This is a genomic window from Pseudomonas sp. S9 (assembly GCF_000222125.1).
In the GTDB taxonomy this organism is placed as follows: Bacteria; Pseudomonadota; Gammaproteobacteria; order Pseudomonadales; family Pseudomonadaceae; genus Aquipseudomonas; species Aquipseudomonas segetis.
In genome coordinates, this window is record NZ_AFFX01000001.1 from 137,519 (window position 1) to 163,909 (window position 26,391).

Genomic DNA, 26,391 nt, shown 5'->3' on the forward strand with positions numbered 1-26,391 from the left:
CGGGAGCGTTTGCATGAGTAAGCATCAACAAAAACCTGCGTCTTTTCTCGAGCGCTTGATTTTTAACAACCGCCCAGCCGTTATCGTGCTGTGCGTTTTGATCAGTGCCTTTTTGTTTTACCAAGCTGCGCAGGTTCGCCCGCAAACCAGCTTTGAAAAAATGATTCCACTGGGTCATCCCTACATCCAGAAAATGCTCGAGCACCGTAACGACCTTGCCAACCTGGGCAACACTGTGCGGATCTCGGTTGAAGCGGTTGATGGCGACATCTTCAGCAAAGAGTACATGGAGACCCTGCGCCAGATTAACGACGAGGTGTTCTACATCCCCGGCGTTGACCGCTCGGGCCTTAAGTCGCTGTGGAGTCCAAGCGTTCGCTGGACCGAAGTGACCGAGCAAGGCTTTAGTGGCGGTGAAGTGATTCCGCAGACCTATGACGGCTCGCCTGCCAGTCTTGAGGAATTGCGCGATAACGTGCTCAAGTCGGGCCAGATTGGCCGCCTGGTGGGTAACAACTTCAAGTCGAGCATCATCGATGTTCCATTGCTGGAGTCGTATCCAGATCCCAAAGACCAAGGCAAATTGGTGCCGCTGGATTACCAGAAGTTCTCCCACGAGCTTGAAGAGAAGATCCGCGACAAGTACCAGGCGCAAAACCCCAATGTGAAAATCCACATCATCGGTTTCGCCAAGAAAGTCGGTGACTTGATCGATGGCCTTGTGGGGGTCGCGTTGTTCTTTGCCGTGGCGATCGGCATCACCTTTGTCTTGTTGCTGTGGTTCACGCGTTGCTTCAAAAGCGCCTTGGCAGTGGTCTGCACCACGCTGATCGCGGTGATCTGGCAGCTCGGTTTGCTGAAAACCCTCGGGTTCGGGCTTGATCCGTATTCCATGCTGGTGCCGTTCCTGGTCTTCGCCATTGGTATTTCCCATGGCGTGCAGAAGATCAACGGTATCGCGATTGCTTCTGGCGAAGCCACTGACTCGCTGTCGGCTGCACGCATGGCTTTCCGCCAACTGTTTATTCCGGGCCTGGTGGCCTTGCTGTCTGATGCGGTGGGTTTCGTCACCTTGCTGCTGATTGATATCGGGGTTATTCGCGAGCTGGCCATCGGCGCATCCATGGGCGTTGCGGTCATCATCCTGACCAACCTGATCCTGCTGCCGGTGATGATCTCGTACATCGGTATCAGCAAGAAGGCAGTGAAGATCAGTCGCGAAGATGCAGTACGCGACCATCCGTTCTGGCGCTTGATCTCCAATTTCGCTCACCCGGTGGTGGCGCCTGTTTCGGTGGTGATTGCCATTGTCGCGCTGGTGGGTGGTGTCTGGTATGGCCAGAACCTGAAGATCGGTGACCTTGACCAGGGTGCGCCGGAGTTGCGTCCTGACTCACGCTACAACCTGGACAACGATTTCGTTATCCGCAACTACTCGACCAGCTCCGATGTACTGGTGATCATGGTCAAGACCGCGGCCGAGGGCTGCTCGACCTACCAGACGCTTTCGGCGATGGATCAGTTGTCCTGGACCCTGGAGAACACACCGGGCGTGCAGTCGGCGATCTCGATGGTCACTGTCTCGCGTCAAGTCATCAAGGGCATGAACGAAGGGAGCCTGAAATGGGAAACCCTGTCGCGTAACCAGGATGTACTGAATAACTCGATCGCCCGTGCCGATGGCCTGTACAACGCGGACTGCTCAGTGGCTCCATTGTTGGTGTTCCTCAATGACCACAAGGCTGAAACGCTCAGTCGTGTGGTTGCCGAAGCTGAAAGCTTCATCAAGGAAAACAACAAGGAAGGCCTCGAGTTTATCCTCGCTGCAGGTAACGCCGGTATTGAAGCGGCAACCAACGAGGTTATCGACCAGTCCGAAACCACCATGCTGCTTGCCGTTTACGCCGCAGTTGGCCTGATGTGCCTGATCACCTTCCGGTCGATTGCCGCGACACTGTGCGTAATGCTGCCGCTGGTGTTGACCTCGGTATTGGGTAATGCGCTGATGGCTTACATGGGCATCGGGGTGAAAGTTGCGACCTTGCCGGTAATTGCCCTGGGCGTTGGCATCGGTGTCGACTACGGCATCTATATTTACAGTCGATTGGAGACTTACCTGCGCCAAGGTCTGTCCCTGCAAGAGGCGTATTTCGAGACGCTCAAGTCGACCGGTAAAGCGGTGCTCTTCACCGGCGTGTGCCTGGCCATTGGTGTAGCCACCTGGATCTTCTCGGCGATCAAGTTCCAGGCGGATATGGGCCTGATGCTGACCTTCATGTTCCTGTGGAATATGTTCGGTGCAATCTGGCTGTTGCCAGCCCTGGCTCGCTTCCTGATCAATCCGGAGAAGCTGCGTAACAAGGCTAGCGCCTGATACAGCCCATGCACGCTGCTGGATAAGCAGCGTTGCAGCAATAAAAAACCGCGACCTGAATGGTCGCGGTTTTTTTATTGTCGCTGATTGGTGTCAGCTTGCTCCTGCAGGCAGGAGCAGCGGGCTTAGACGCCCCAAAGGCTGGTCAGCGATTTCATCAAGGGTTCGCTCAGGCCTTGCTTACCCATGTAGTCAAGCAGTGTAGGGGCGAACTTGTTCAGGGTTTCAGCATTCATGCCCAGGTTGTTGAAGGCGCTGGTGACATCACCCATGTCCTTGGTGTTGTTCAGCAGCGAAGTGATGCTGGTGGACTCAGAGCCTGAACCCTTGCCCAGCAGTGAGCTGGCCTGATCAAGCAGTTCGCTGTTTTGGGTCAGTTGCTCCAGGCCTGGTACAGACTTGGTCAGCTCTGAGAACTGGCTGGGCTCAAGGTTGTTTTTCGCCAGGCCCAGCAGTGCCGCGGTACCGCCCGTGGCTTGCGGCTGGTTCACCCCAAGTTGGCTGGACAGGGTCTTTAGCAGTTGTCCTGTCTCGCCTGTGGCTTGAGAGTTTCCAGTCATGCTGGAAACGCTGTTGACAGCGTCACCGAGGTTGAATGCAAACACCGGAGTGGCTGCAAGGGTGAGGCTGAGCAGTAATAGTTTGGAAGGTTTCAACATGGGGATCGTTCCTCTAATGATTGACATGCCATGGTTTGGACTGCGGACAGGCCAGGGGGATTTTGTGCTGTACATCTGTTGCCATGAATAGACTCTTGTTGCCCAGGCAGGTTCCTGGCCTGCCTTTCAAGAGCGGTTGTTTTAGCGCGGGTAAAGTGCAGGCAAGGCACTGCTATCGGCGTTGCTGGCTGTCTCGCTCGGGGCCAGAGGCGGCAACGAACGCACCGCCTGCCACAAGGCCTCACCCTGCCAATGTTGGGCTGTTTCGCTGTAAAGCGCACCATTGAGGTTGTGCAGTTCTGCAGACAGGGGTTCGTATCGCGCAGCCATTTCTGCCAGTGTTTCCGGCTGCTGGCGCGCCCAGGCATCGAGCGCGGCACGGCTGGCCTGTGTATCGTTGGCCAGGCAGCCACGCTTGATGTCATCAAGCAGTGAGCGCGGGCTCGGCCCGGTCGGGGCGACACGGGTGATTGCAGGCTGATGACGTGCGTACCACCACAGGGCAAAGCCGATCAGGCTGGTCAGGCTCAATATGAAGCATGCCAGTTGCCAGGGCCAGACGGCTTGCCCAGCCTGGGACGTGACGGGTAGGGCGGGAGCTGGTATCGGGTCGGTGGTGATGTCGCTATTGGCGGCAATCTCAAGTGTGCGTCCAGGCACGCTGGTGCGTTCGAGTTGATCCTTGTCAGTGTTCCACCACACCACTTCAACCGGAGCCAGTTCAACCTTGCCAGCCTGATTGGCGACCAGGGCTTCACGCTCCTCGCGACTGCCGATTATTCCCTGCTCGCTGGCTTCATTGCTTAGCTGGGGTTTATCCGGGTAGCGTTTAAAGCCGCTGGATTGGGTTTGCGGCAGGGCCGGAAGTTGAGCACTGGACAGGCCTTCGGCTTTGAGTAGCAAAGTACGGGTCAACGAGTCTCCGACCTTGGCCTTGTCCGGTTCCGGTGACCAGGACTCAGCCAAACTCAGTGCGCTGGCGGGCAACCAGGGGGCATCGCTTGGGTAGCTGGCCGGCTTGGCTTTGACCGTTAGTGGGATGGCCGATGACTTGACCCGGGCAACCTTGCCTGGACGAGGGCCAAATGGGTTGAAGTCATTGGGGTTTGCACGACCAACGGTAGTGGCGGTGAAGGTTTGGGCAGGAATAGTCAGAGTGCCGCTTTTTTGCGGAAAAATGGCGTAGCGCAGTTCAATTACACCATGGCGCACACCATTGATCTGTTTCTCGTAGGTATGCGGTTTGCCCAATGGTTCGACCCGTGCGTCGTCAATTTCCAGTGGCGTCAGGCTGCTGTCATCGTAAAGCGAAACCGAGTGATAGATACGCAGGGTGAGAATCGCCTGGGCCTGTACGTAGACGCTTTGTTTATCGATGCTGGCGTCAATGAATACCGGCGCCATTTTATCTTTGTCGTTACGCTCGGAGGCTTTCAGCACATGCAGGGTGATTGGCTCTGTGGTCTTATCGCCAAGGCTGATGGGCGGGATAACCACATAGCCGTCGTGCTTGGGGGAGATGGTCACTATCCAGCGCGTGGTGGCGCGTGATGCGCCGTCGACGCTGGTCAGGCGGTTGACCTGGCGGGTGCTGTATACATCGAACAACTTGGTCAGCGGGCTCAAGTCTGGCTTGCCAAACAAGGTGGTGTCATCGGACTCCAGTGTCAGCTCGACCATTTCTCCACTGTCGATCTGGCTTCGATCCACGCTGGCAGTAAAGTTCTCGCCAGCTTGCGCCGTGAAGGCGAGCAGGCAGAGGAGAAAAGTGCAAAACAGGCGTTTCATCGTTTGGTTTCCTGACGCTGTTGCTGTTCGTACCAAAATTTGCGGCGCAGCAATTCGCCCGGGTCATCGGGGATCTGTCGCAACCATTGTTCCATAGCCTGGCGGCGCTCGGCGTCCATTGGGCTGGTTGAGTCATCCGCGAGCTTGGCTTTGGCTTGCTTGTCCGCCGCTTTGTCTGGCGCATTGGCCTGTGTGCCTTGACGTTTTTTGTCTTGCTCGCCGGGGTCTTTGGACTGGGCTTTGTCGGCGCCTTGCTGTCTGGCTGGGTCGGAAGGCTGATCAGGCTTGGACTTAGCGTCCTGCTGTGATGAGTCCTTGGCTTGCTGGCCGGGATTCTGCGAGTCACCTGCCTGCTGGTCCTGGCCTTGGCCCTGTTGTTGCTGTTTATCCTGGTCCTGTTGGTCCTGTTGGTCCTGTTGGTTTTTCTTGTCGTTTTGCTCTTGCTGCTTTTGCTTGAGCATTTGTTCGATCAGTGCTTTGTTCTTCTGCGCCTGGGTCAGGTCGGGCTGCAATTCAAGGGCCTGGTCATAGGCTTCGATTGCGGCTTCCAGCTCATTGCTCCGGGCTAGCGCATTGCCCCGGTTGTAGTGGGCGGCAGCGCTGTCACTGGTGGCAAAGCGTTCGGCTGCACCAGGATAGTTGCCTGCCTGGTAGAGCGCCTGGGCCTGCCACTGGGGGTCAGTGAAGTGCTTGGCAGCCTCTTCAGGTCGGTTCTGTTGCAGCAGTTGCTGGCCCTGTTGATCCGGACGAAGCCATAGGTCGTCGAAAGTAAAGGCGTAGCCAGGTTGCGGCATGCTCAGCAGCAACATTGGCAGGCACATCAGCCAACCGCGTCGCCCGGCAAATGCAGCCAGCAGTAGCAGGGGCAATAACAGCCAGTGTCCCTGGTCTGCCCAGGCTTGCAAGCGGCTTTTTTGGCCGTTGTCGCGCATCTGGCTGGGCCCATCGAGCAAACCAAGGCGCTCAATGTCGTTATCGCTGATGGTGCTGCGTTGGTAACCTGCTCCAAGCCGTTGGGCAAACTGGCTGAGGCCCTGGCTATCCAGCCGCGGAATCAGAATTGAGCCCTTGGCATCCTTGAGGAAGCTGCCGTCTTCCTGGGTAATAGGCGCACCTTGCTTGGTGCCAACGGCCAGTATGCTCAGGTGGCTGGTAGAACCTCCCATGGCGCTGGCGATGCCGTCTTGTTCCTGGCTGCTCAAGCCGCTGGTGATCAGCAGTAGGCGGCCATGGCCCTGGCCGCCTTGCTTGAGCAGGTCGAGCGCCTTGGCCAGTGCCAGGTCGGCGCGGTGGCCAGGTTCCGGCATGATCGAGGGTTTGAGTGCTTCGAGCAGGTTGCGTGAGGTGGCCAGGTCATCAGACAGTGGCACCACCGTATGGGCGCTGCCGGCATAGACCACAATTGCCGATTGGGCATCACGGCGCGCTTCGAGCAGGTCGATGATCTTGCGTTTGGCATGCTCGAGCCGGTCCGGCGACAGGTCGGCGGCAAGCATCTGGGGTGACAGTTCTAGCATCACGACCAGCGGGTCAGCAGGCTTGAGGGTTTTTTGTTCGATCTGTTGCCAGCTTGGTCCGACCAAGGCGACCAAGGCCAGCAGCCATGCGCAGGCGAGCAATAACCAGGGCAGTCGACTGCGACGACCATCGCCACCGCTGAGCAAGGCTGCGTGGAAGGCCGGAGGTAGGATTTGTTGCCAGCTTCCAGCGCGTTTTTCCCGGCGCCACAGCAGCCACAGTAATGCACACAGCAGTGGTAATACTGCTAGCCAGTAGGGACGCAGCCAGTGCGGCCAGGCTTGATTCAATAACTCAATCATTGCGGCCTCGCAGAAGCAGGCGACTCATGGCTTGCTGGATTTGTGGCCAGACCTCGCGGATCACCAGCAACAGGCTCAAAAGCATGGCAATGCCGAGCGGCCAGACGTAAAGCGCCTTGGCGGGACGGGCCAGGGTTGGTTTTTGCTCCACCGGCTCCAGTTTGTCGAGCGTGGCTTCGATGGCTTGCAACTCGTCGCTGTCGCGGGCACGGAAGTATTCACCGCCGGTAAGATCGGCGATGCCCTGCAGCGTGGGCTCATCAAGGTCCAGGCCAGGGTTCAGGCCAAGCATGCCCATGATTCCGCCTTGTTGTGGGTCCGCGCCTATGCCAATGGTGTAGATGGTTACGCCCGAGTCCGCAGCCAGGCGCGCAGCCTGCATTGGTTCGATTTCACCACCGGTGTTTGCGCCGTCGGTGACCAGCACCAGTACACGGCTGGTTGCCGGTCGTTCGCGCAGGCGCTTGACTGCCAGGCCAATGGCATCGCCGATGGCGGTGTTTTTGCCAGCGATGCCAATGACGGCTTCATCAAGCCAGGTATGCACGGTTTTTCGGTCGAAGGTGAGCGGTGCTTGCAGGTATGCCTGGCTACCAAACAGGATCAAGCCAACACGGTCTCCGACTCGGCCTTGAATAAACTCGCCCATCAAATGTTTGACCAGCGTCAGGCGGCTGACGTCGTGGCCGTCCATCTGCATGTCGGCGTATTCCATGGAGCCGGAAATATCCACGGCTACCATCAGGTCACGACCACTGGCGGGTAATGGCAGTGGTTCGCCGACCCATTCCGGACGTGCTGCTGCGCAGAGCAGGCAAATCCAGAGCAGGGCGAAGGGGGCTTGGCGCCGCCATTTGGACAAGTTGGCCCGCGCCTTGCGGCCACTAAGGCCTTCGAGTTCACTCAGGTAGCTGACGTTCAGCGCCGCTTCGCCGCTATCGGCAACCGGTAATACCATGCGTAGCAGCCAGGGCAAGGGCGCCAGCAGGAAAATCCATGCCCAGGTGAATTCAAACATGTTTGCGAATCCAGATATCAACGGCGCTGTTGAGGCCTTCAATCGCCTTGTCGTCGAGTATGCAGTTGGGCTTGTAGTTGCCCTCGACCAGCACCATCCAGCGCGTCAGTCCAGCGGCAGGGCAGCGGTTGTCGAGAAATGCCAGCCACTCACGACCGCTAAGCACATGGCTGTTGCTGTCGGGATAGCGTTGTCGGCACAAGCGCTTGAGCAGGGCGTTGAGCTGTTGTAACCAAGGTCCGGCAGCGGCGCCGTAGTAGGGCTTTTGCAGTTGATTGAGTTCAGCTAGCGCGGCGAGGCGAGCAGGGTCCATGGCTGAATCCGTACGCGTCTTTTTAAGTCTGGGCGCACGGCGTCTATAGATGCGTATGGCCCAGATCGTTGCCGCCAGGGCGAGCAGTAGCAGCAGCCACCAACCAGGTGCTGGCGGCCACCAGCCGACGGCTTGCGGTGCGATCAAGGGTTCGAGTTGGTCGAGTGGGTTCATGACTGCTTCCTGCTACGCTGGCCATTGAGGTGGTCACGTAGTTGGTCAACCATTTCGCGCTCGGTAGTGAGTGGTAGCAAGGGCACACCGAGCTTTTGCGAAAGCCGCTGCCAGCGCGCCGTACGGGATTCCCCCTGGGTTTGGTAGGCCTTGCGCAGATCCCTGTTGTGGCTGTCCAGCTCCAGCTGGGCACCCTGTTGGGCAAAGCGCAACCGGCCGGCATCCGGTAACTGTTGGTCGAGTGGGTCGGAGATCGGCAGCAACAGGATTTCGCAGTGGCGGGCAAGCAGGCCAAGTTGCTGTTCGCTGGCGTCATTCAAGGTGCGTTCATCACAAACCACCACGACCAGGCTTCCTGGGCGCAGTACTTCGCGTGCGCGGCGCAAGGCCAGGCCAAAGGCGTCGCGGTTGTTTTGTAAGTCGCCAGGCAAGGCTTGGTTGGCCTTTGCCAGGCGACTGAGTAATTGCAGCAGGCTTTGCTTGCTGCGCCGTGGCTTTTCTTCGTGATTCTCGTTGTTGCCAAACACCAGGCCCCCAACGCGATCGTTGTGATCCAACGCTGCCCAGCCAATCAAGCTGGCTACCTGCGCGGCCAGTACCGACTTGAACATCAGCCTGGAGCTGAAGAACAAGCGCTGACTCTGCTCGACCAGGATATAGATGGGGCGCTCACGTTCTTCATGGAAGAGTTTGGTGTGCGGTTCCTGGGTGCGGGCCGTTACTCGCCAGTCAATGGTGCGTACATCATCGCCAGCCTGGTAAATACGTACTTGATCGAAATCGACACCGCGCCCGCGCAACTTGGAGTGATGCAGGCCAATCAGCGGGCTGCGCCTGGAGGGTGAAGAGAACAGCTGTACTTCACGCACGCGATGGCGCATGTCGATCAATTCCGCGAGATTAACGCGAACGCCAGGCTGGCTAGGAGATAGGTGCATGGTGTCAGGCAACTGCCACTACGTCGAGAATACGCTGGATAACACGGTCCTGGTCGATGCCCGCTGCCTCTGCCTCGAACGACAGGATAATGCGGTGACGCAACACGTCAAAAAGCACGGCTTGCACATCTTCCGGGCTGACAAAGTCACGACCGGCAAGCCAGGCATGGGCACGGGCACAGCGATCCAGCGAGATGGTGCCCCGGGGGCTGGCGCCATAGGCAATCCATTCGGCCAGTTCCGCGTCGAACTTGGCCGGGGTGCGTGAGGCCATGACCAGTTGTACAAGGTATTCCTCTACCGCTTCAGCCATATACAGGCCGAGAATTTCGGTGCGTGCGGCAAAAATGGCTTGCTGACTTACCCTGTGTTCAGGCTTGGCTTCGCCGTTAAGTGCTTCGCCACGGGCTTGCTGGAGAATCTTGCGCTCAACCACTGCATCCGGGAAGCCAATTTTCACGTGCATCAAGAAGCGATCAAGCTGGGCTTCGGGCAGCGGGTATGTACCTTCCTGTTCGATTGGGTTCTGCGTGGCCATGACCAGGAACAGTGGTGATAAGTCATAGGTGCTGCGACCAACGCTGACCTGGCGCTCAGCCATGGCCTCGAGCAAGGCCGACTGGACCTTGGCTGGCGCACGGTTGATTTCGTCGGCCAGTACCAGGTTGTGGAAGATTGGCCCTTGCTGGAACACAAAGCTGCCGGTTTCCGGGCGGTAGATTTCGGTGCCGGTAATATCGGCCGGGAGTAGATCCGGGGTGAACTGTATCCGGTGAAATTCCGCTTCGATGCCTTCGGCAAGTTCCTTGATCGCCTTGGTCTTGGCCAGGCCGGGCGCACCCTCGACCAGCATGTGGCCATCGGCGAGTAGGGCAATCAGCAGTCGTTCGACGAGTTTTTCCTGGCCGAGGATCTGGCTTGAAAGAAAGTGGCGTAGTTCATTCAATGCAGCCCGGTGATCCGGGCCTTTCGCGGTTTCTGTGTTTTCCAAAATACCAATCCTGTACCAATTAAGGTGTGACAGCTTGTTCAACGCACCGCACGTAAAACTATTGGGTTTAGGCCGCTACCGGTACACGTCTCTGCGAACCCGCAGCAATAGCCACATGATCGCACAACAGGGCCGGGCGATAACGGCTGATTTTGAGCGATTCGAGCGCTTACCGGAAGTAAGTTTTGCCTATGCAGTGCATATGGCGTCGCCGGGCGAAAAAACTAGGGGGCGTTGCAAAAAAAACATGCTCTCCATCAGGCGTGGTGGCTTGGCCCATGTTTGACGCCAATGTTTTACGCTCTGCTCAAGCGTGGGTGTAGTGACATTTCGCCGCATTGCTGATTCGGAACTGCCTGTGATCGCCCAGGGTTCAGAGCAAAAACACAGGCCTGGCCGATCCGGGTCAGGCGCTTGTGAACTTTGGGTCAAGGGTATGCAGCCGCTGGACAGCTGGCGTTGATGTCCGCTGTATGGGAAGCACGCATGCTTAGTGAAAGAAAATGTCGCAGCCTGACAAGCGCTTGGCCGTGCTCCATCGGTAAGCTGGGCTGGCAAATGTGACCCGCCAGTCTCGAAAGTCGCCAGATACAAAGAGGTGCCACTGTAATGCAATAGGCGCCTCGTAGACTAACGTTACTACGTTGGGGCACTAAACCTTATCGACACTGCCTTAGTTTCTTTACAAGCCAAACGGAGCATACAAGCCATGGCGTTCTTTACGGCGGCCAGCAAAGCCGACTTTCAGCATCAACTGCAAGCGGCGTTGGCTCAGCACGTTAGCGAACAAGGGCTACCACAAATAAGCCTTTTCGCTGAGCAATTTTTTGGAATTATTGCACTTGAGGAGCTGATCCAGCGTCGATTGTCCGACCTGATTGGCTGCACATTGTCCTCCTGGCGATTGCTTGAACGTTTTGATCCGAGCGAACCACAGGTTCGTGTATTCAATCCTGATTACGAGAAGCATGGCTGGCAGTCCACCCACACGGCTGTCGAGATCCTGCATGCGGATACACCGTTTTTGGTTGACTCGGTACGCATGGAGTTCAACCGCCGTGGCTACAATATCCATACCTTGCAGAACAGCGTGTTCAATGTTCGCCGCAATAAGAAAGGCGAGCTGCAGGAAATTCTGCCCAAGGGCACGACCGGTAAGGATGTTACCCAGGAAGCGCTGATGTTCCTGGAGATCGATCGCTGCGCCAACAACGCGGAAATGCAGGCCCTGGCCAAGTCACTCCATGAAGTTTTCGCTGAAGTACGGGCCAGTGTCGAAGACTTCCTGCCAATGAAAGCCAAGGCACAAGAGCTGCTGGTCTGGCTGAGCAAGACCAAGCTCAAGGTTGATTCTGCCGAGCTGGAAGAAATCAAGGTCTTCATGAGTTGGCTGCTCGACAACAACTTCACCTTCCTCGGCTACGAGGAGTTTACCGTTGTCGACGCGCCTGGTGGCGGCCAGTTGGTGTATGACGAAAAATCACTGCTGGGATTGTCCAAGGGGCTGCGTACCGGCCTGAGCAGCCAAGAGCTGCACATTGAAGAAGAGGCCGTAAGCTACCTGCGCGAGCCCAAGCTGCTTTCCTTTGCCAAGGCCGCAGTGCCAAGCCGTGTTCACCGACCGGCGTACCCGGACTTTGTCTCCATCCGTGAGCTGGACAGCAAGGGCAAGGTGGTCAAAGAGTACCGTTTCATGGGCTTGTACACCTCTGCGGTCTACTCCGAAAGTGTGTGGAAGATCCCTTACATCCGCCGCAAAATTACCGAGATCGAGCAACGTTCCGGCTTCGACAGCAAGGCTCACCTGGGCAAGGAACTGGCGCAAGTCCTGGAAGTATTGCCCCGCGATGACCTGTTCCAGACTCCAGTCGATGAGCTGTTCAACACGGCAATGTCGATTGTGCAGATCCAGGAACGTAACAAGATCCGCGTATTCCTGCGCCGTGACCCTTATGGCCGTTTCTGCTATTGCCTGGCCTATGTGCCGCGCGATGTCTATTCGACTGAAACGCGGGTCAAGATCCAGCAAGTGCTGATGGAGCGCCTCAACGCGACAGACTGCGAATTCTGGACTTTCTTCTCCGAGTCCGTGCTGGCACGGGTTCAATTTATCTTGCGGGTAGACCCGAAGAACAAATCGACCATCGATCCTGCACGCCTTGAACAAGAGGTGATTCAAGCCTGCCGTTCGTGGAAGGACGATTACGCCAGCTTGATGATTGAAAGTCTCGGCGAGGCCCAGGGCACCAACGTGCTGGCTGAGTTCCCGAAAGGCTTCCCGGCCGGTTATCGCGAGCGCTTTGCACCGCATTCGGCGGTGGTCGACATGCAGCACCTGCTCAGCCTCAGCGCCGAGCGCCCGCTGGTCATGAGTTTTTATCAGCCACTGGCGCAAGGCGATAACTTGCTGCACTGCAAGCTCTATCACGCCGATACGCCGCTGCCATTGTCCGATGTATTGCCCATCCTGGAAAACCTGGGCCTGCGAGTGCTGGGCGAGTTTCCGTACCGCTTGTTCCAAAGCGATGGCAAGGAATACTGGATCCACGATTTCGCTTTCACCTATGCCGAAGGTCTTGATGTCGATATCCAGCAACTCAACGACACGCTGCAAGACGCCTTCGTCAATATCGTCAGCGGCAATGCCGAGAACGATGCGTTCAACCGCCTGGTGCTGACAGCGGCCATGCCTTGGCGCGAAGTCGCGTTGCTGCGGGCCTATGCACGTTACCAAAAGCAGATTCGCCTGGGCTTTTCGTTGAGCTATGTGGCGGCAACCCTGCTTAATCATGCCGATATCGCCAAGGAACTGGTGCGTTTGTTCCGCACGCGCTTTTACCTGGCGCGCAAGCTGACAGCCGATGACCTTGAGGATAAACAACAGAAGCTCGAGCAGGCCATCATTGGCGCGCTGGACAATGTTGCAGTGCTTAACGAGGATCGCATCCTGCGGCGTTACCTTGACCTGATCAAGGCGACACTGCGCACCAACTTCTACCAGACTGATGCCAACGGCCAGAGCAAGTCGTACTTCAGCTTCAAGTTGAACCCTCGGGCCGTTCCGGAAATTCCGAAGCCGGTACCCATGTTCGAAGTGTTCGTCTACTCGCCACGTGTCGAAGGCGTGCATCTGCGCGGCGGCAAGGTCGCGCGGGGAGGCTTGCGCTGGTCCGACCGCGAGGAAGACTACCGTACCGAAGTGCTGGGCCTGGTCAAGGCGCAGCAGGTCAAGAACGCGGTCATAGTTCCAGTCGGCGCCAAGGGCGGCTTTTTGCCCCGTCGGTTGCCGCTCAATGGTACGCGCGATGAGATCCAGGCCGAGGGTATTGCCTGCTACCGCATCTTTATCAGCGGTTTGCTTGATATCACCGACAACCTAAAGGAAGGCGAAGTCGTTCCGCCGGCCAATGTTGTGCGTCATGACCCGGATGATCCTTACCTGGTGGTGGCGGCTGACAGGGGCACCGCAACTTTCTCCGACATCGCCAACGGTATTGCCGCCGAATACGACTTCTGGCTGGGCGATGCCTTTGCCTCGGGTGGCTCGGCCGGTTATGACCACAAAGGCATGGGCATCACCGCCAAGGGCGCATGGGTGTCGGTGCAGCGTCACTTCAGTGAGCGCGGTATCGACGTACAGACCGATGAGATCACCGTGATCGGTATTGGCGACATGGCCGGTGACGTCTTCGGCAACGGTATGTTGCTCTCGGATAAATTGCAGGTCGTGGCGGCATTCAACCACTTGCATATCTTTATCGACCCGAACCCGGACTCCGCAAAAAGCTTTGTCGAACGTCGACGCATGTTCGATCTGCCCCGCTCAAGCTGGACGGATTACGACACCTCGCTGATCTCTCCAGGTGGCGGCATCTTCATGCGCAGCGCCAAGAGCATCGACATCAGCCCGGAGATGAAGGAGCGTTTCGATATCAGTGAAGACAAGCTGGCCCCGACCGAGCTGCTCAATGCATTGCTCAAGGCGCCAGTTGACCTGATCTGGAACGGCGGGATCGGCACTTACGTCAAGTCGAGCAAGGAAAGCCATGCCGATGTGGGCGATAAGGCCAACGACGTATTGCGGGTCGACGGACGCGAGCTGCGAGCCAAGGTTGTGGGCGAGGGCGGTAACCTCGGCATGACCCAGCTGGGTCGTGTCGAGTTTGGCCTGCATGGCGGCTCCAGCAACACCGACTTCATCGATAACGCCGGTGGTGTGGACTGCTCCGACCATGAAGTGAACATCAAGATCCTGCTCAACGAAACCGTGACCGCAGGCGACATGACCGGCAAGCAGCGTAACAAGCTGTTGGCAGAAATGACCGATGCCGTGGGTGCGCTGGTGCTGGGTAACAACTACAAGCAAACACAGGCATTGTCGGTAGCTACGCGCCGCGCCCGTGAGCGCGTAGGTGAATACAAGCGCTTGATGCTGGTGCTTGAGGCCGCAGGCAAACTGGACCGTGCGCTGGAGTTCTTGCCCACGGATGATGAACTCAACGAACGTACCGCCAACGGCCTTGGGCTGACCCGTCCGGAGCTATCGGTATTGATCTCCTACAGCAAGATCGACTTGAAAGAGTCGTTGCTGCTTTCGCGAGTGCCTGATGATGAGTATCTGGCGCGCGAAATGGAGAGCGCATTCCCGGCGCTTTTGGTCGACAAGTTTGGCGAGTCGATGCGTCAGCACCGCCTCAAGCGCGAGATCGTCAGCACCCAGCTTGCCAACGATCTGGTCAACCACATGGGCATTACCTTCGTCCAGCGGCTGAAGGATTCCACCGGCATGAGTTCGGCCAATGTGGCTGGCGCCTATGTGGTAGTGCGTGATGTGTTCCACCTGCCGCGCTGGTGGAAGCAGATCGAGGCGCTTGATCACAAGGTTCCTGCCGAGCTGCAATTGCAGATGATGGACGAGCTGATGCGCCTGGGTCGTCGTGCAACCCGTTGGTTCTTGCGCAGTCGTCGTAACGACCTGGATGCCGCACGCGATGTCGCGCACTTTGGGCCGCGGGTTGAGGCCCTGGCACTGAGCCTCAAGGACTTGCTTGAAGGCCCGGCGCGTGAGCAGTGGCTGGCGCGCTTCCAGGCTTATGTCGAAGCTGGTGTGCCGGAAGAACTGGCCCAAGTGGTTGCAGGCACCAGCCAGCTCTATACCTTGTTGCCTATCATCGAGGCTTCGGATGTCACCGGACAGGATCCGGCGCGTGTTGCCGAGGCTTACTTCGCGATTGGCGATAGCCTGGAGCTGTCGTGGTACTTGCAGCAGATCAACGGCTTGCCGGTTGAAAATAACTGGCAGGGACTGGCCCGCGAAGCCTTCCGTGACGACCTGGATTACCAGCAGCGCGGAATCACTGTATCGGTTCTGCAAATGACCGATGCACCAGAGGATATCGAGGCGCGTGTTCAGGTCTGGATAGAAGAGCATCGGCGCATGGTCGAGCGCTGGAAGTTCATGCTGGCGGAACTGCGTGCCGCGACAACCACCGATTACGCCATGTATGCAGTGGCTAACCGGGAGTTGATGGACCTGGCGCAAACCGGAAGTGCAAGCTAAGCCCAAGTCATTGTGACTTATGAGCCCCGCCAAGTGCGGGGCTTTTTATTGGCTGCACAATTGCAGGCGCTGCTGACTGTATTCCGGGCGCGAGGGCGCTAGTGACAGGCGCCGGTCAACAGGGCTTGGCGGGTGGCGGTGTCAACCCGTGGCAATTTTTTGCAGGTGTGCTGCCACGTCAGTGGCGCCGGCGATCAACAAGCCTTCACCCAGGGCGCAAGCCTGCGCCGATTGCTTGGGCAGTAGGAGTATTTCAGTCGCGCCAGAGCGGCCATTGAAGGCCAGTCGCGAGTAGGGCACTTCAAGTAGCAGCGCCATGAAACCGGCATCACTCCAGGCCGCGGCAGGCATGGCCAGCACATGGTAGTGCAGGTTTAATTGCTGCAAGCCTTCGCTGTCTAGTTGATAGCTGGTCATCAGGATGGGCATGCTGACTTCCAGTTCGCGTCGCCTGGCATAGACAATGGCGCTGGCAAACGCATCGCCGTTGCTGTCACCGCCCCAGAACAGGCGTGTGCCATGCCAACTGGCTTGCTGCAGCTGGACTGCCTCCGCAGCGAGAAAGCGCGGCAGTGCAAGGCTGATGGTTTTGACGAAGTCCTTGTAGCTGATGATTCGTGCCTGGCGGCAGAAGTCCGTGGCAGCAAGCTGTTCAAGGCTGATTAGGCGCGAATGCTCCGATGGGCAATGGGCAAGTCCATCAACCTTGCGCAGGTCCAATCTGTCCTCGCTGTGTTGTTGAGTCTTGACGACCTTGAGCAGCATTGATCGCGCATGGGCCTTGTCCTCCTGCACGGGGCCGGATAACGCACTTCGCGGCAGGTCGAGCAGATAGTGCCAGGGGATGCCGTGCTCCCAACTGATGGTGGACTCGCGTTTGGGGATATCATTGAACGCGAGCTTTAATTCACTGGCGCGCTCCAGAATTTGTCGCGGGCCACGACCAATCAGGCCCAAGCGCTGGGCGAGGGCAGTGAGACGAGAGCTGATGCTGCTGTTTGGGGCGTGCGGGCTCATAGCCGGTTACATACTCTGTGTGCGCCAGAGCCAGTGTGGCAGACTCGCCGGCTTGCTGCACGCAAAACGCAGTGTTGTCCGGGGGCGCTGGGCCGCGCTTGTATCAATAGCATTACTAAAGGAGCCTCCATGCCTAGCTTGCTGCTGGATATAGCGCTTTCCAGGCAAACACTTCAACTGTATTACCAAGGTGATGCAAGTCGTCTTGTGCTGACAAGTCGCGAGGGGCGGCGGGTCAACATGCCGATCCATCACTTGCGTCCCTTTGTCACCCACTTGGGCGTCAATGGTGTATTTGAAATCGAATTCAATGAATTCGGCAAGCTGCTCAGTTTACGTCGTTTGAGCTGAGACACCAGAGTTAGAGGCTGTGAATTGGATTTTCCTGGCCCGTTGGCCAGGTTGTGCAGCCGCTTCACGGGCTGGCTTTGGTTGATGGTTCCTCGCTGTGCCCCTGGTCTGTATAATCACCGCCTTTCCAACTCTGATAAATCGAGCTGAGCCTGCCCATGTATAACTTGGCCCGCGAGCTGCTGTTTAAGCTTTCCGCTGAAACCTCCCACGAACTGTCCATTGACCTGATTGGTTCTGGTGGCCGCCTGGGTCTCAACGGCTTGCTGACCAAGGCGCCTGCCAGCTTGCCGGTCAATGTCATGGGGTTGCAGTTTGCCAACCCGGTGGGGCTGGCGGCTGGCCTGGACAAGAATGGAGATGCCATCGACGGTTTCGCGCAACTGGGCTTTGGTTTTGTCGAGATTGGCACCGTGACCCCGCGTGCGCAGCCTGGCAACCCCAAGCCGCGCTTGTTTCGTCTACCCGAGGCCGAGGGCATCATCAATCGCATGGGGTTCAACAACCATGGCGTTGATCATCTCCTGGCTCGTGTGCAGGCGGCAAAATACAAAGGCGTCCTGGGCATCAATATCGGCAAGAACTTTGACACCCCGGTCGAGCGGGCTGTTGATGACTACCTGATCTGCCTGGACAAGGTTTATCGCCACGCCAGCTATGTCACAGTCAATGTGAGCTCGCCAAACACACCGGGGCTGCGCAGCTTGCAGTTCGGCGACTCGCTCAAGCAGTTGCTCGAAGCGTTGCGCCAGCGCCAGGAAGACCTGGCCCAGATACATGGCAAGCGCGTGCCCTTGGCGATCAAGATTGCTCCAGACATGACCGATGAGGAAACCGTGCAGGTGGCCCAGGCGCTGGTTGAGACAGGTATGGATGCGGTTATCGCAACCAACACCACACTCTCGCGTGAAGGGGTCAAGGGCCTTGAACATGCCGATCAGGCTGGAGGTTTGTCTGGTGCGCCGGTACGCGAGCAGAGCACGCATATCGTCAAGGTGTTGGCGACTGAACTGGCGGGGCGCTTGCCGATTATCGCCGTGGGCGGTATCACCGAGGGCAAGCATGCCGCCGAGAAGATCGCTGCAGGTGCAAGCCTGGTGCAGATTTATTCAGGCTTTATTTATAAAGGCCCTGCGCTGATTCGTGAGGCAGTGGATGCCATCGCGGGGTTGCCGCAAAAATGAAAAGGGCTCCTTGAATAGGAGCCCCTTGGGCTTAGCCCGACGCCCGGCTGGGGCGCACTTTATTGTGTCGGTTATGTCCTGGAATTAACCGACCGCATGAAGTTCGTTGAGTCTATGGATACCGGCAGTGCCTGTTAAACCGTCCCAGTTGTCTCCGCGGCCCTCTCGCCAGCCGTTTAACCAAGCTTGGCGAACTGAGGCAAGGGTGAATGGACAGAGCTCTCGTGATTTACCATGAATACCGTACTGATAGCCGCGTAAAAAAGCTTTTTCTAAAGGATCACGCTTAAGTCTTCTCATAGGGTGTTGCCCTCACTTGTTGACTGTTATGTCCTGTAGATCTCATGGCGAGATCAGGCAGAAAGGTCTGCCGATGGAGTCCGCTGCCGGCGTCGCGAGCCTCCTGTGTTGTCGCCGTTGCGGCGATAACCTAGGTAGATTTCTAACCAATGCGTGGGCCTGTGTGAATGATCGTTTTGTCATAAGGGCGTAACAGTTTTGATGGTATGGCCATAAGGCATCTTGGCCCGATCATTGGTTTGTTGATACGGCACAGGCCGGGCGGGGCTTTGCCGATGCTTTACTGGTAATCTGCCATCGCGAACTGGTCGCGATTGCAACTGTTATTTATTCCGACGAAGGGTCGCGCTGAGACTTTTTGTCACTTATTTTGGCTGTGCACATCTGTTTGCCTGCCACTAACGGCGTTAGCCACTGGAAATTCTCATGTCGGATCGTTACGAACTCTTCCTCACATGCCCAAAAGGTCTTGAAGGGTTGCTCCTTGAAGAGGCCAGCACACTGGGCCTGGAAGAGGTGCGCGAACACACTTCAGCCGTTCGCGGCTTTGCCCAAATCGAAACCGCCTATCGCTTGTGCCTCTGGTCCCGCCTGGCTAACCGGGTGCTATTGGTGCTCAAGCGCTTTCCAGTCAAAGATGCCCAGAGCCTGTATGAAGGCGTACTGGAAGTTGACTGGTACGAGCACATGGAGCCAAACGGTACATTGGCCGTTGAGTTCAGCGGCAATGGCTCGGGCATTGATAACACCCATTTCGGTGCGCTGAAGGTCAAGGACGCGATTGTCGATAAGCTGCGCCAGAAAGACGGGACCCGGCCATCGGTGGACAAGCTCAACCCGGATTTGCGTATTCACCTGCGCCTGGATCGCGCTGAGGCAATCTTGTCGCTCGACCTTTCCGGGCATAGCCTGCACCAGCGTGGCTATCGTTTGCAGCAAGGTGCTGCGCCGCTCAAGGAAAACCTAGCAGCCGCCGTGCTGATCCGCGCTGGCTGGCCGCGCATTGCCGCCGAAGGCGGCGCCCTGGCTGACCCCATGTGCGGTGTTGGTACGTTTTTGGTCGAAGCGGCAATGATGGCCGCTGATGTGGCGCCGAACCTGACCCGTGAGCAATGGGGCTTTAGCAAATGGCTGGGCCACGTGCCGGCGATTTGGAAGAAGTTGCAAGCCGAAGCGCAGGAGCGCGCCGACATTGGCATGGCCAAGCCACCATTGTGGATACGCGGCTACGAGGCCGATCCACGCTTGATTCAGCCAGCCAAGAACAACATCGATCGGGCAGGCCTGAGCCACTGGATCAAGGTCTACAAGGGCGAGGTGGCCACTTTCGAGCCACGCCCCGATCAGAACCAGAAAGGCTTGGTCATCTGTAACCCGCCCTACGGCGAACGCCTGGGTGACGAAGCCAGCCTGTTGTATCTCTACCAGAACCTTGGCGAGCGCCTGCGCCAGGCCTGCATGGGCTGGGAAGCAGCGGTATTTACCGGTGCGCCGGACCTGGGTAAGCGCATGGGTATCCGCAGCCACAAGCAATACGCATTCTGGAACGGGGCATTGCCGTGCAAGCTGTTGTTGATCAAGGTCCAGCCTGAGCAGTTTGTTACCGGCGAGCGGCGTACACCCGAGCAGCGTGAGCGCGAGCGTGAACAAAACGAGTTGGTCGCCAGCGCTGCACCGGTCGTCGCAGCCAAGTCAGCAGCACCTGCTGCCGTGCCGGTGGAGCAGGCGCGGTTGAGCGAAGGGGGGCAGATGTTTGCCAATCGCCTGCAAAAGAACCTCAAGCAACTGGGCAAGTGGGCGCGTAAGGAAGCAGTGCAGTGTTACCGCCTGTACGATGCCGATATGCCTGAGTACGCGCTGGCTGTCGATCTCTATGGCGACTGGGTGCATGTGCAGGAATATGCTGCGCCACGCTCCATCGAGCCAGAGAAGGCCCAGGCGCGGCTGTTTGATGCGCTTGCCGCTATCCCGCAGGCGTTGAATGTTGACAAGAGCAAGGTCGTGATCAAGCGCCGCGAGCGCCAGAGCGGAACCAAGCAGTACCAGCGCCAGAGTACCCAGGGCCAGTTCATGGAGGTCAACGAGGGCGGGGTCAAGTTGCTGGTCAACCTGACCGACTACCTCGATACCGGCTTGTTTCTCGATCACCGGCCACTGCGCTTGCGCATTCAGCGCGAGGCCGCAGGCAAGCGCTTCCTCAACCTGTATTGCTACACAGCGACAGCTTCGGTCCATGCGGCCAAGGGCGGTGCTCGGAGCACCACAAGTGTTGATTTGTCCAAGACTTACCTGGATTGGGCGCGACGCAACCTGTCGCTCAACGGCTTTTCTGACAAGAACAAACTCGAGCAGGGCGATGTCATGGCCTGGCTGGCCGAGGATCGCAACGAATACGAGTTGATCTTCATTGATCCGCCGACCTTCTCCAACTCCAAGCGCATGGAAGGCATCTTCGATATTCAACGTGACCATGTGGCTTTGCTGGATCTGGCAATGGCGCGCCTGGCCAGCGGTGGCGTGCTGTATTTCTCCAACAACTTCCGCAAGTTTGTTCTCGATGAGACCCTGGCGGCGCGTTACCAGGTTGAAGAAATCACGGCCTCGACCCTGGACCCGGACTTTGCCCGCAATAGCAAGATTCACCGCGCCTGGCGTATCACCGCTCGCGGTTAGGGTTGTTTATCGACGACATGCAAAAAGGCCACGCTAAGCGTGGCCTTTTTGCATGTCTTGCCTGGCGCTTGAGGCTAGGCTTTGGCTGTATTGCCAACACCTAGCGTGATGGCTGCTTTTGCAGTTCGAGCAGTACCCGGTCGAGCACGGATGACGCGCCCCAGGGTTTTGGATCATTGATGATTGCCACCACCGCCCAGCTCTTGCCCTTGTTGTCGCGGCTGAAGCCTGCGATCGCGCGCACGTTGTTCAAGGTCCCGGTCTTGATATGCGCTTCACCGGCCATCGGCGTGTTGCGCAGGCGCTTGCGCATGGTGCCGTCTCGACCAGCCAGGGGCATCGAGCTGATGAACTCTGCGGCGTAAGGACTGTTCCAGGCTGCTTGCAGGATCTTCGACATTTCACGGGCACTGACGCGTTCGGCACGTGACAGGCCAGAACCGTTTTCCATCACCAGTTGCGATGCGGTAATACCCTTGCGGGCGAGCCAGGCGCGGATTACCCGCTGTGCGGCCTTGGCGTCGTCAGCGTCGGCGCTGGTACGGAACTTGGCTCCGATACTTAGGAACAACTGACGCGCCATGGTGTTGTTGCTGTACTTGTTGATGTCGCGGATGATCTCCGCCAGGTCAGGCGAGTAGGCGCGACTCAGCAAGCGAGCCTTGCTCGGTACAGGCGCCTGGCGGTCCTGGCCATCGATACTGCCGCCCAGTTCCTTCCACAATGCGCGCACCGTACCTGCGGCATAGTTGGGCTGGTCGAGCAGGGATATGTAGCTCTGCGTGGTGCAGCCATCAGCCAGCTTGCCTTGCGCGGTTACCGTGAAGCCGGTCGCGGTGGGCGTTGGGCTAAAGCGAATGCCGTCGCGCCATGACGGGCACTTGCCGGATTTAAGCGCTGTTACCTGGTTATCGACGCGCACATTGGCGATTGGCGGCTCGGTGGTAATTTGCACCCGGCCGCTTTCGGAGTGAGCAATAAAGCGCAGCGCCTTGAAGTTGATCAACAGCGCATCAGGGGCCACCAGGTAGGGCTTGTAGCTGTCGCCCGAATCATCGTTGAACGGAGGCAGTTGCGGCTGGATGAAATAGCTGCGATCAAGCACCAGGTCACCGGTAATGCGCTTGATGCCATTGGCACGCAGGTCACGCAGCAGCAACCACAGCTTCTCCATGTTCATCTTGGGGTCGCCACCTCCCTTGAAATACAGGTTGCCCTTGAGTACGCCATTACTCAGGGTACCGTCGGTGTAAAAGCTGGTCGCCCATTGGTAATTCGGGCCGAGCAATTCAAGTGCGGCGAAGGTGGTGATCAACTTCATGGTCGAGGCCGGGTTAACCGAAACATCAGCGTTGTAATAGGTGCTGTTACCTGGACCGTTAAGCGGGATGGTGACGAGGGAAAAAGATTTCGGACTGACCTTGTTAGCTTTAAGCGCCTGCTCAACCTTGGCCGGAATAGTGGCGTTGACGGCGGCATACAGAGGTAAAGAAAGAGGTAGTAACAAACTGACAATGGCTAACTGGCGCAGTTGTTTGATCATGATTTACGCCCCCTGGGCGTAGCTGAAAAGTGACTTGTAATCTGCGAGATACTGCTGCGATCTATGTTTCATACATGACACATTATGCCGTAAGCATAGGTTTGTGCGAAATATGTGAACAAGATTGCACATCAATTTAGTGTTTTAAGGTAGGTCGGTAGTCGATGAGTTGCAGAGTTTCGGGCATAAATAGGCTGGAACTGCTAAAGTGCGCGGCGATATCACTTTTGAGGATTGTTTCATGGCTACTAATCGTTCCCGCCGTCTGCGCAAAAAACTATGCGTCGATGAATTTCAGGAGCTGGGTTTTGAGCTGAACCTGAACTTTAAAGACGATTTGACCGATGAAGTCGTTGACGCTTTCCTTGATCAGTTTCTGAAAGAGGCAATGGAAGGCAACGGTCTTGGTTATGTCGGTGGCGATGACTACGGCCTGGTTTGCCTTGACAAGCGCGGCTCGGTCAGCGAAGAACAGCGCGCCAATGTTGAAGCCTGGCTCAAGGGTCGCTCTGAGCTGGCTGATTTCAATGTCAGCCCATTGCTCGACGTTTGGTACCCGGAAAACCCAATCAACAAGGCTTGAAGCCTGAAGCCGGGCGCGCGCAATGCGTGCCCGGTCATTGATTGTGCTGTGCCTGGGTTCGACGCATCGAACCCAGGCCTTAATCAGCAAGTCCCGCCTTGATCAGTACCTGGGCTTCATCCACCTCATCAATCTGTTCCGGCCGCATAAAGCGTTCTGCATACTGCCTATAGATCTTGCCCTGGATAAACAGGCCAAACAGGTCGGGGTCAATGTGCGCGCCTTTACACATGCCAGCCATGATCGCAATTGCCTCTGACAGTGACTTGCCTTTCTTGTAGGGACGATCGACTGCGGTCAGGGCTTCGAAGATATCGGCAATTGCCATCATCCTTGCCGGTAGGCTCATCTCTTCGCGAAGCAAGCGTTTTGGATAACCGGTGCCATCCATTTTTTCATGATGCCCGCCGGCGATTTCAGCTACGTTCTTAAGGTGCTTGGGGAAGGGCAGGTGATCAAGCATGAGTATGGTTTGGACGATGTGGTGGTTGATGATATAGCGCTCTTCGGCGGTCAATGTGCCTCGCGCTATGCTCAGGTTATAGAGTTCGCCACGATTGAACTTGTATTGCGGGACTTCAAGCTTGAAGCCCCAAGGGTTGTTTTCGGCAATCAGCTCACCTGCGGGGCGTTCGACCAAATGCCGGGGCTGATCGGCCAGCAGGTTTTCCAATACGGGAAGCTCGGGTGATGGGGTGCCTTCCATCCGTTGGCTTTCTTCCCATGACAGTCCGAGCCGGTCGTCCAGGGTGCGCCACCATTTTCGTTCTGCGATACGCTGCAGGCGTTGGATATCGGCTTCGGCCATGGCTTCGCCGCCAAGGTTACAGCGTGCAACAAAGCTGAACTCATCATCGAGTTCAGCCAGTAACTGGTCGCGCTCGGCTAACAGCACCCCATCGTCGCCGCCTTCCGCGCGCGCTTGCCAATAACTGATCCAGGCATCGCGCTTGAGGATCTCGAAGCGGCTGCGAATTTCATGGATACGGTCGTACAGGGTTTCAAGCTTGGTCGCTTTGTCGACCACGTACTCAGGTGTGGTGACCTTGCCGCAATCATGCAGCCACGCCGCAATATGCAGTGCTTCCCACTCTTCTTCGGTGGGGCTGTAGTCGCGAAAGGCCGGGGCCTGGCTCCTGGCCGCAGCCTTGGCCAGCATCATGGTGATTTCCGGCACTCGCTGGCAATGCCCGCCGGTGTAGGGGCTCTTGGCGTCGATTGCGCCGGCAATCAGTTGGATAAAGGCGTCGAGCAGTTGTTTTTGTCGATCCAGCAGGCGTTGGCTTTCAATGCACAGTGCGGCAACCCCGGACACGGCTTCGACAAATGCGACCCGCGCCGGGCTCTGGAACGGGATGTCTGCTTCGGTGCCGCTGTCTTTGTGCAGCAGCACCAGCACTCCAACAGTATCGCCCTGACGATTATGCAAGCCCGTGGCAACGATATGAGTGCGTGGTGAGTCCATCGCTTGCAGCAGTTTCTGGTAATCGCCCGCCTGGTCAAAACCGATAGAGGCGATACTGCTTGCGCCTCCTCTGACCGGATTTTTCAGCCAATCCGGCATGCGCTCATCGTCGATTGCAAAGCTGCTGATTTGCAGGTCTTCCAGGCTCATTGGCGGGCCGTCGAGGTACAAGCCCTTGGCTTCCAGGTGTTTGCCATCGGCGTCGTTCAGGTAGATCAAGCCGGCGTGCGCCTGGCTGATCCCGGCGGGTTTTTCGAGTACGCGCTCGAGCAGGGCCTCAAAGCTTTCTTCGAGTACGCGCTCGAGCAGGGCCTCAAAGCGTGTTTCAGCCGAAAGGCTGGCTGCGATCTCAAGGAAGCTGGAGATGGTTTCCTTCATCCGCGCCATCGCCACGGCAAGGAGTTCTATTTCGAGCACTGGCGAGCTGGCGCAGGAGGGATGCTTAAAGTCGAAGCGACGTATCGCTTCTGCTTCACTGACCAGTCCACGCAGCGGCTTTACCAGCAACCGGGACAGGGACCAGCCCAGCGGAATGCACAGCAATAAAATGCCCAAGGTGATTACTGCACTTATCCAGCGCATCCTATGGGCTTCTGCAAGCAGCTCGTCCTCTGGCGCCATAATGGTCAGGCGCAACCCCTCGGGCCCACCCATGTCCAGCTTCATCTGGGAAACCAGCCAATCGCGCTTATCAAGTTCAATCGAACCCTGGAGCGAACCATCTGGATCTTTTTTGCTGAGGCTGGCGGTTACTGGGCTGAGTTCTGCAAACCTGGCGCGGTGGGCTTTATCGTGCCCTGTAATGAGTTTCCTAATGTCTGGATAGGCAACGGCCAAACCATCCGGGCTGTACAGGGCGACTTCGGTCGAGGGGGTAATCTCGTGCTTGGCAAGTGTTTGTGAAAGGTCAGCCAGGGTGATGTCCGCACCAATAACGCTGCGGCCCATGCTGACCCGCGAAACTGTGGTTCCGACATCGCCGGAGGAGAAGAACACATAGGGCTCGGTGGTAAACATTGCATTGCTATGCATCGCTTCCTGGTACCAGGGCCGGGTTCGCGCATCATAGGGCTCGTTGTTAATCTCGCGTTCACCCAGATAGTTGAGCTTGGTATCAAAGTAGAGGTGCGTAGCCTTGGTTGGAGCACCTTTGGTGCGCTCTATGCTCCACACCTGAAAGGCAGCATTGTCCGGGGCGTCGAAGATTTTCTTCAGCTTTTCGGTGCGCAGTGGACGCACCATGAAGAAGTCGCCGTCGGTATAGCCCAGGTACAAGGAGGCAAGTTTCGGGTGGTCATTGAGGGCCTGGGCAAACACGGGCAGCATTGACAAGCGTGCGTCGCGGGTTTCGCCCATGTTGCGCTCATCCAGGGCGAGCAGGTTGAGCAGGTTGTCGACTGGGATATAGGTATCGTGCAGATCGCGATCGACTTGATCGCTGATATGTTCGAATAGCTGGAGGCTGCTTGAAAGAATAATTCGGCTGGTTTGCTGATAATTAAAAATACCCAGCACGATACCGGTACTAAGCAGTAGCAAAGTAAATAGAAAACTAATATGGACGTGAAGCGGAAAACGCCTATTTCCGGTTAGTTCACTAACTGTCATGCAGAATTGCTCCCGAAACTGCGGTGATGGCA

At 57.3% G+C, this 26,391-nt stretch carries 17 protein-coding genes; 6 read left to right on the forward strand and 11 right to left on the reverse strand.

Annotation, left to right across the window (positions count from 1 at the left end; translation table 11 throughout):
- Positions 1–13: 13 nt before the first annotated feature.
- Positions 14–2,374, forward strand: coding sequence for an efflux RND transporter permease subunit (locus PSES9_RS0100725; RefSeq protein ID WP_010483062.1), 2,361 nt, complete (start codon positions 14–16; stop codon positions 2,372–2,374).
- A 125-nt stretch (positions 2,375–2,499) separates the two neighbouring features.
- On the opposite strand, the gene PSES9_RS0100730 is transcribed toward PSES9_RS0100725, so the two are convergent.
- The 7 genes from PSES9_RS0100730 to PSES9_RS0100760 form a co-directional block, all read right to left on the reverse strand.
- Positions 2,500–3,033, reverse strand: a complete 534-nt coding sequence (locus tag PSES9_RS0100730) for a DUF2780 domain-containing protein (RefSeq protein WP_010483063.1) — start codon at positions 3,031–3,033, stop codon at positions 2,500–2,502.
- A gap of 141 nt (positions 3,034–3,174) precedes the next feature.
- Complete coding sequence (locus tag PSES9_RS0100735; protein WP_010483066.1) at positions 3,175–4,821, reverse strand: BatD family protein; 1,647 nt, start codon at positions 4,819–4,821, stop codon at positions 3,175–3,177.
- Positions 4,818–6,641: a VWA domain-containing protein gene (locus tag PSES9_RS0100740; protein WP_010483067.1), complete on the reverse strand. Its 1,824-nt coding sequence runs from the start codon at positions 6,639–6,641 to the stop codon at positions 4,818–4,820. Before PSES9_RS0100740 ends, PSES9_RS0100735 begins: the two co-directional genes overlap by 4 nt.
- Positions 6,634–7,659: a vWA domain-containing protein gene (locus PSES9_RS0100745; RefSeq protein WP_010483069.1), complete on the reverse strand. Its 1,026-nt coding sequence runs from the start codon at positions 7,657–7,659 to the stop codon at positions 6,634–6,636. The genes PSES9_RS0100740 and PSES9_RS0100745 overlap by 8 nt, the downstream gene beginning before the upstream one ends.
- Positions 7,652–8,146 (reverse strand): DUF4381 domain-containing protein, encoded by a 495-nt coding sequence (locus PSES9_RS0100750; RefSeq protein WP_010483071.1) that lies wholly within the window; start codon positions 8,144–8,146, stop codon positions 7,652–7,654. Before PSES9_RS0100750 ends, PSES9_RS0100745 begins: the two co-directional genes overlap by 8 nt.
- Positions 8,143–9,084 carry a DUF58 domain-containing protein gene (locus PSES9_RS0100755; protein WP_029529299.1) on the reverse strand — a complete coding sequence of 314 codons (942 nt, stop codon included), beginning with the start codon at positions 9,082–9,084 and terminating at the stop codon, positions 8,143–8,145. Before PSES9_RS0100755 ends, PSES9_RS0100750 begins: the two co-directional genes overlap by 4 nt.
- 4 nt (positions 9,085–9,088) lie before the next feature.
- Complete coding sequence (locus tag PSES9_RS0100760; protein WP_010483074.1) at positions 9,089–10,075, reverse strand: AAA family ATPase; 987 nt, start codon at positions 10,073–10,075, stop codon at positions 9,089–9,091.
- A gap of 709 nt (positions 10,076–10,784) precedes the next feature.
- Between PSES9_RS0100760 and PSES9_RS0100765 the strand changes: the two genes are divergently transcribed.
- Entirely contained in the window at positions 10,785–15,635 is a 4,851-nt protein-coding gene (locus PSES9_RS0100765; RefSeq protein ID WP_010483076.1) for an NAD-glutamate dehydrogenase, read from the forward strand.
- 141 nt (positions 15,636–15,776) lie between these two features.
- Here PSES9_RS0100765 and PSES9_RS0100770 read toward each other — a convergent pair whose 3' ends face one another.
- On the reverse strand, positions 15,777–16,652 hold the full coding sequence (locus PSES9_RS0100770; protein WP_010483078.1) for a DUF6685 family protein: 876 nt from the start codon (positions 16,650–16,652) through the stop codon (positions 15,777–15,779).
- 129 nt (positions 16,653–16,781) lie between these two features.
- Between PSES9_RS0100770 and PSES9_RS0100775 the strand changes: the two genes are divergently transcribed.
- Together PSES9_RS0100775 and PSES9_RS0100780 are read left to right on the forward strand one after the other, a co-directional pair.
- Positions 16,782–17,003, forward strand: a complete 222-nt coding sequence (locus PSES9_RS0100775; protein WP_010483080.1) for a DUF2835 domain-containing protein — start codon at positions 16,782–16,784, stop codon at positions 17,001–17,003.
- 158 nt (positions 17,004–17,161) lie between these two features.
- Complete coding sequence (locus PSES9_RS0100780; protein ID WP_010483081.1) at positions 17,162–18,187, forward strand: quinone-dependent dihydroorotate dehydrogenase; 1,026 nt, start codon at positions 17,162–17,164, stop codon at positions 18,185–18,187.
- A gap of 84 nt (positions 18,188–18,271) precedes the next feature.
- Here the strand turns inward: PSES9_RS0100780 and rmf are convergent, their stop codons facing one another.
- A complete protein-coding gene (rmf, locus tag PSES9_RS24415; protein WP_010483083.1) occupies positions 18,272–18,487 on the reverse strand; it encodes a ribosome modulation factor in 216 nt (71 codons plus the stop codon).
- A gap of 426 nt (positions 18,488–18,913) precedes the next feature.
- Between rmf and rlmKL the strand changes: the two genes are divergently transcribed.
- Positions 18,914–21,160 carry a bifunctional 23S rRNA (guanine(2069)-N(7))-methyltransferase RlmK/23S rRNA (guanine(2445)-N(2))-methyltransferase RlmL gene (gene rlmKL / locus PSES9_RS0100785; protein ID WP_010483084.1) on the forward strand — a complete coding sequence of 749 codons (2,247 nt, stop codon included), beginning with the start codon at positions 18,914–18,916 and terminating at the stop codon, positions 21,158–21,160.
- A 100-nt stretch (positions 21,161–21,260) separates the two neighbouring features.
- Here the strand turns inward: rlmKL and dacB are convergent, their stop codons facing one another.
- On the reverse strand, positions 21,261–22,703 hold the full coding sequence (dacB, locus tag PSES9_RS0100790; RefSeq protein ID WP_010483085.1) for a D-alanyl-D-alanine carboxypeptidase/D-alanyl-D-alanine endopeptidase: 1,443 nt from the start codon (positions 22,701–22,703) through the stop codon (positions 21,261–21,263).
- 241 nt (positions 22,704–22,944) lie between these two features.
- Between dacB and PSES9_RS0100795 the strand changes: the two genes are divergently transcribed.
- Positions 22,945–23,286, forward strand: a complete 342-nt coding sequence (locus PSES9_RS0100795) for a YggL family protein (protein ID WP_010483086.1) — start codon at positions 22,945–22,947, stop codon at positions 23,284–23,286.
- 79 nt (positions 23,287–23,365) lie between these two features.
- On the opposite strand, the gene PSES9_RS0100800 is transcribed toward PSES9_RS0100795, so the two are convergent.
- Complete coding sequence (locus PSES9_RS0100800) at positions 23,366–26,359, reverse strand: HD domain-containing phosphohydrolase (protein ID WP_029529301.1); 2,994 nt, start codon at positions 26,357–26,359, stop codon at positions 23,366–23,368.
- Positions 26,360–26,391: the final 32 nt, after the last annotated feature.

Excerpts from the sequence above, each read along its gene's own strand:
- PSES9_RS0100725 (WP_010483062.1), top strand. The coding sequence starts at position 14 with ATGAGTAAGCATCAACAAAAACCTGCGTCTTTTCTCGAGCGCTTGATT.
- PSES9_RS0100730 (WP_010483063.1), bottom strand. The coding sequence starts at position 3,033 with ATGTTGAAACCTTCCAAACTATTACTGCTCAGCCTCACCCTTGCAGCC.
- PSES9_RS0100735 (WP_010483066.1), bottom strand. The coding sequence starts at position 4,821 with ATGAAACGCCTGTTTTGCACTTTTCTCCTCTGCCTGCTCGCCTTCACG.
- PSES9_RS0100740 (WP_010483067.1), bottom strand. The coding sequence starts at position 6,641 with ATGATTGAGTTATTGAATCAAGCCTGGCCGCACTGGCTGCGTCCCTAC.
- PSES9_RS0100745 (WP_010483069.1), bottom strand. The coding sequence starts at position 7,659 with ATGTTTGAATTCACCTGGGCATGGATTTTCCTGCTGGCGCCCTTGCCC.
- PSES9_RS0100750 (WP_010483071.1), bottom strand. The coding sequence starts at position 8,146 with ATGAACCCACTCGACCAACTCGAACCCTTGATCGCACCGCAAGCCGTC.
- PSES9_RS0100755 (WP_029529299.1), bottom strand. The coding sequence starts at position 9,084 with ATGCACCTATCTCCTAGCCAGCCTGGCGTTCGCGTTAATCTCGCGGAA.
- PSES9_RS0100765 (WP_010483076.1), top strand. The coding sequence starts at position 10,785 with ATGGCGTTCTTTACGGCGGCCAGCAAAGCCGACTTTCAGCATCAACTG.
- PSES9_RS0100770 (WP_010483078.1), bottom strand. The coding sequence starts at position 16,652 with ATGAGCCCGCACGCCCCAAACAGCAGCATCAGCTCTCGTCTCACTGCC.
- PSES9_RS0100775 (WP_010483080.1), top strand. The coding sequence starts at position 16,782 with ATGCCTAGCTTGCTGCTGGATATAGCGCTTTCCAGGCAAACACTTCAA.
- PSES9_RS0100780 (WP_010483081.1), top strand. The coding sequence starts at position 17,162 with ATGTATAACTTGGCCCGCGAGCTGCTGTTTAAGCTTTCCGCTGAAACC.
- rmf (WP_010483083.1), bottom strand. The coding sequence starts at position 18,487 with ATGAGAAGACTTAAGCGTGATCCTTTAGAAAAAGCTTTTTTACGCGGC.
- rlmKL (WP_010483084.1), top strand. The coding sequence starts at position 18,914 with ATGTCGGATCGTTACGAACTCTTCCTCACATGCCCAAAAGGTCTTGAA.
- dacB (WP_010483085.1), bottom strand. The coding sequence starts at position 22,703 with ATGATCAAACAACTGCGCCAGTTAGCCATTGTCAGTTTGTTACTACCT.
- PSES9_RS0100795 (WP_010483086.1), top strand. The coding sequence starts at position 22,945 with ATGGCTACTAATCGTTCCCGCCGTCTGCGCAAAAAACTATGCGTCGAT.
- PSES9_RS0100800 (WP_029529301.1), bottom strand. The coding sequence starts at position 26,359 with ATGACAGTTAGTGAACTAACCGGAAATAGGCGTTTTCCGCTTCACGTC.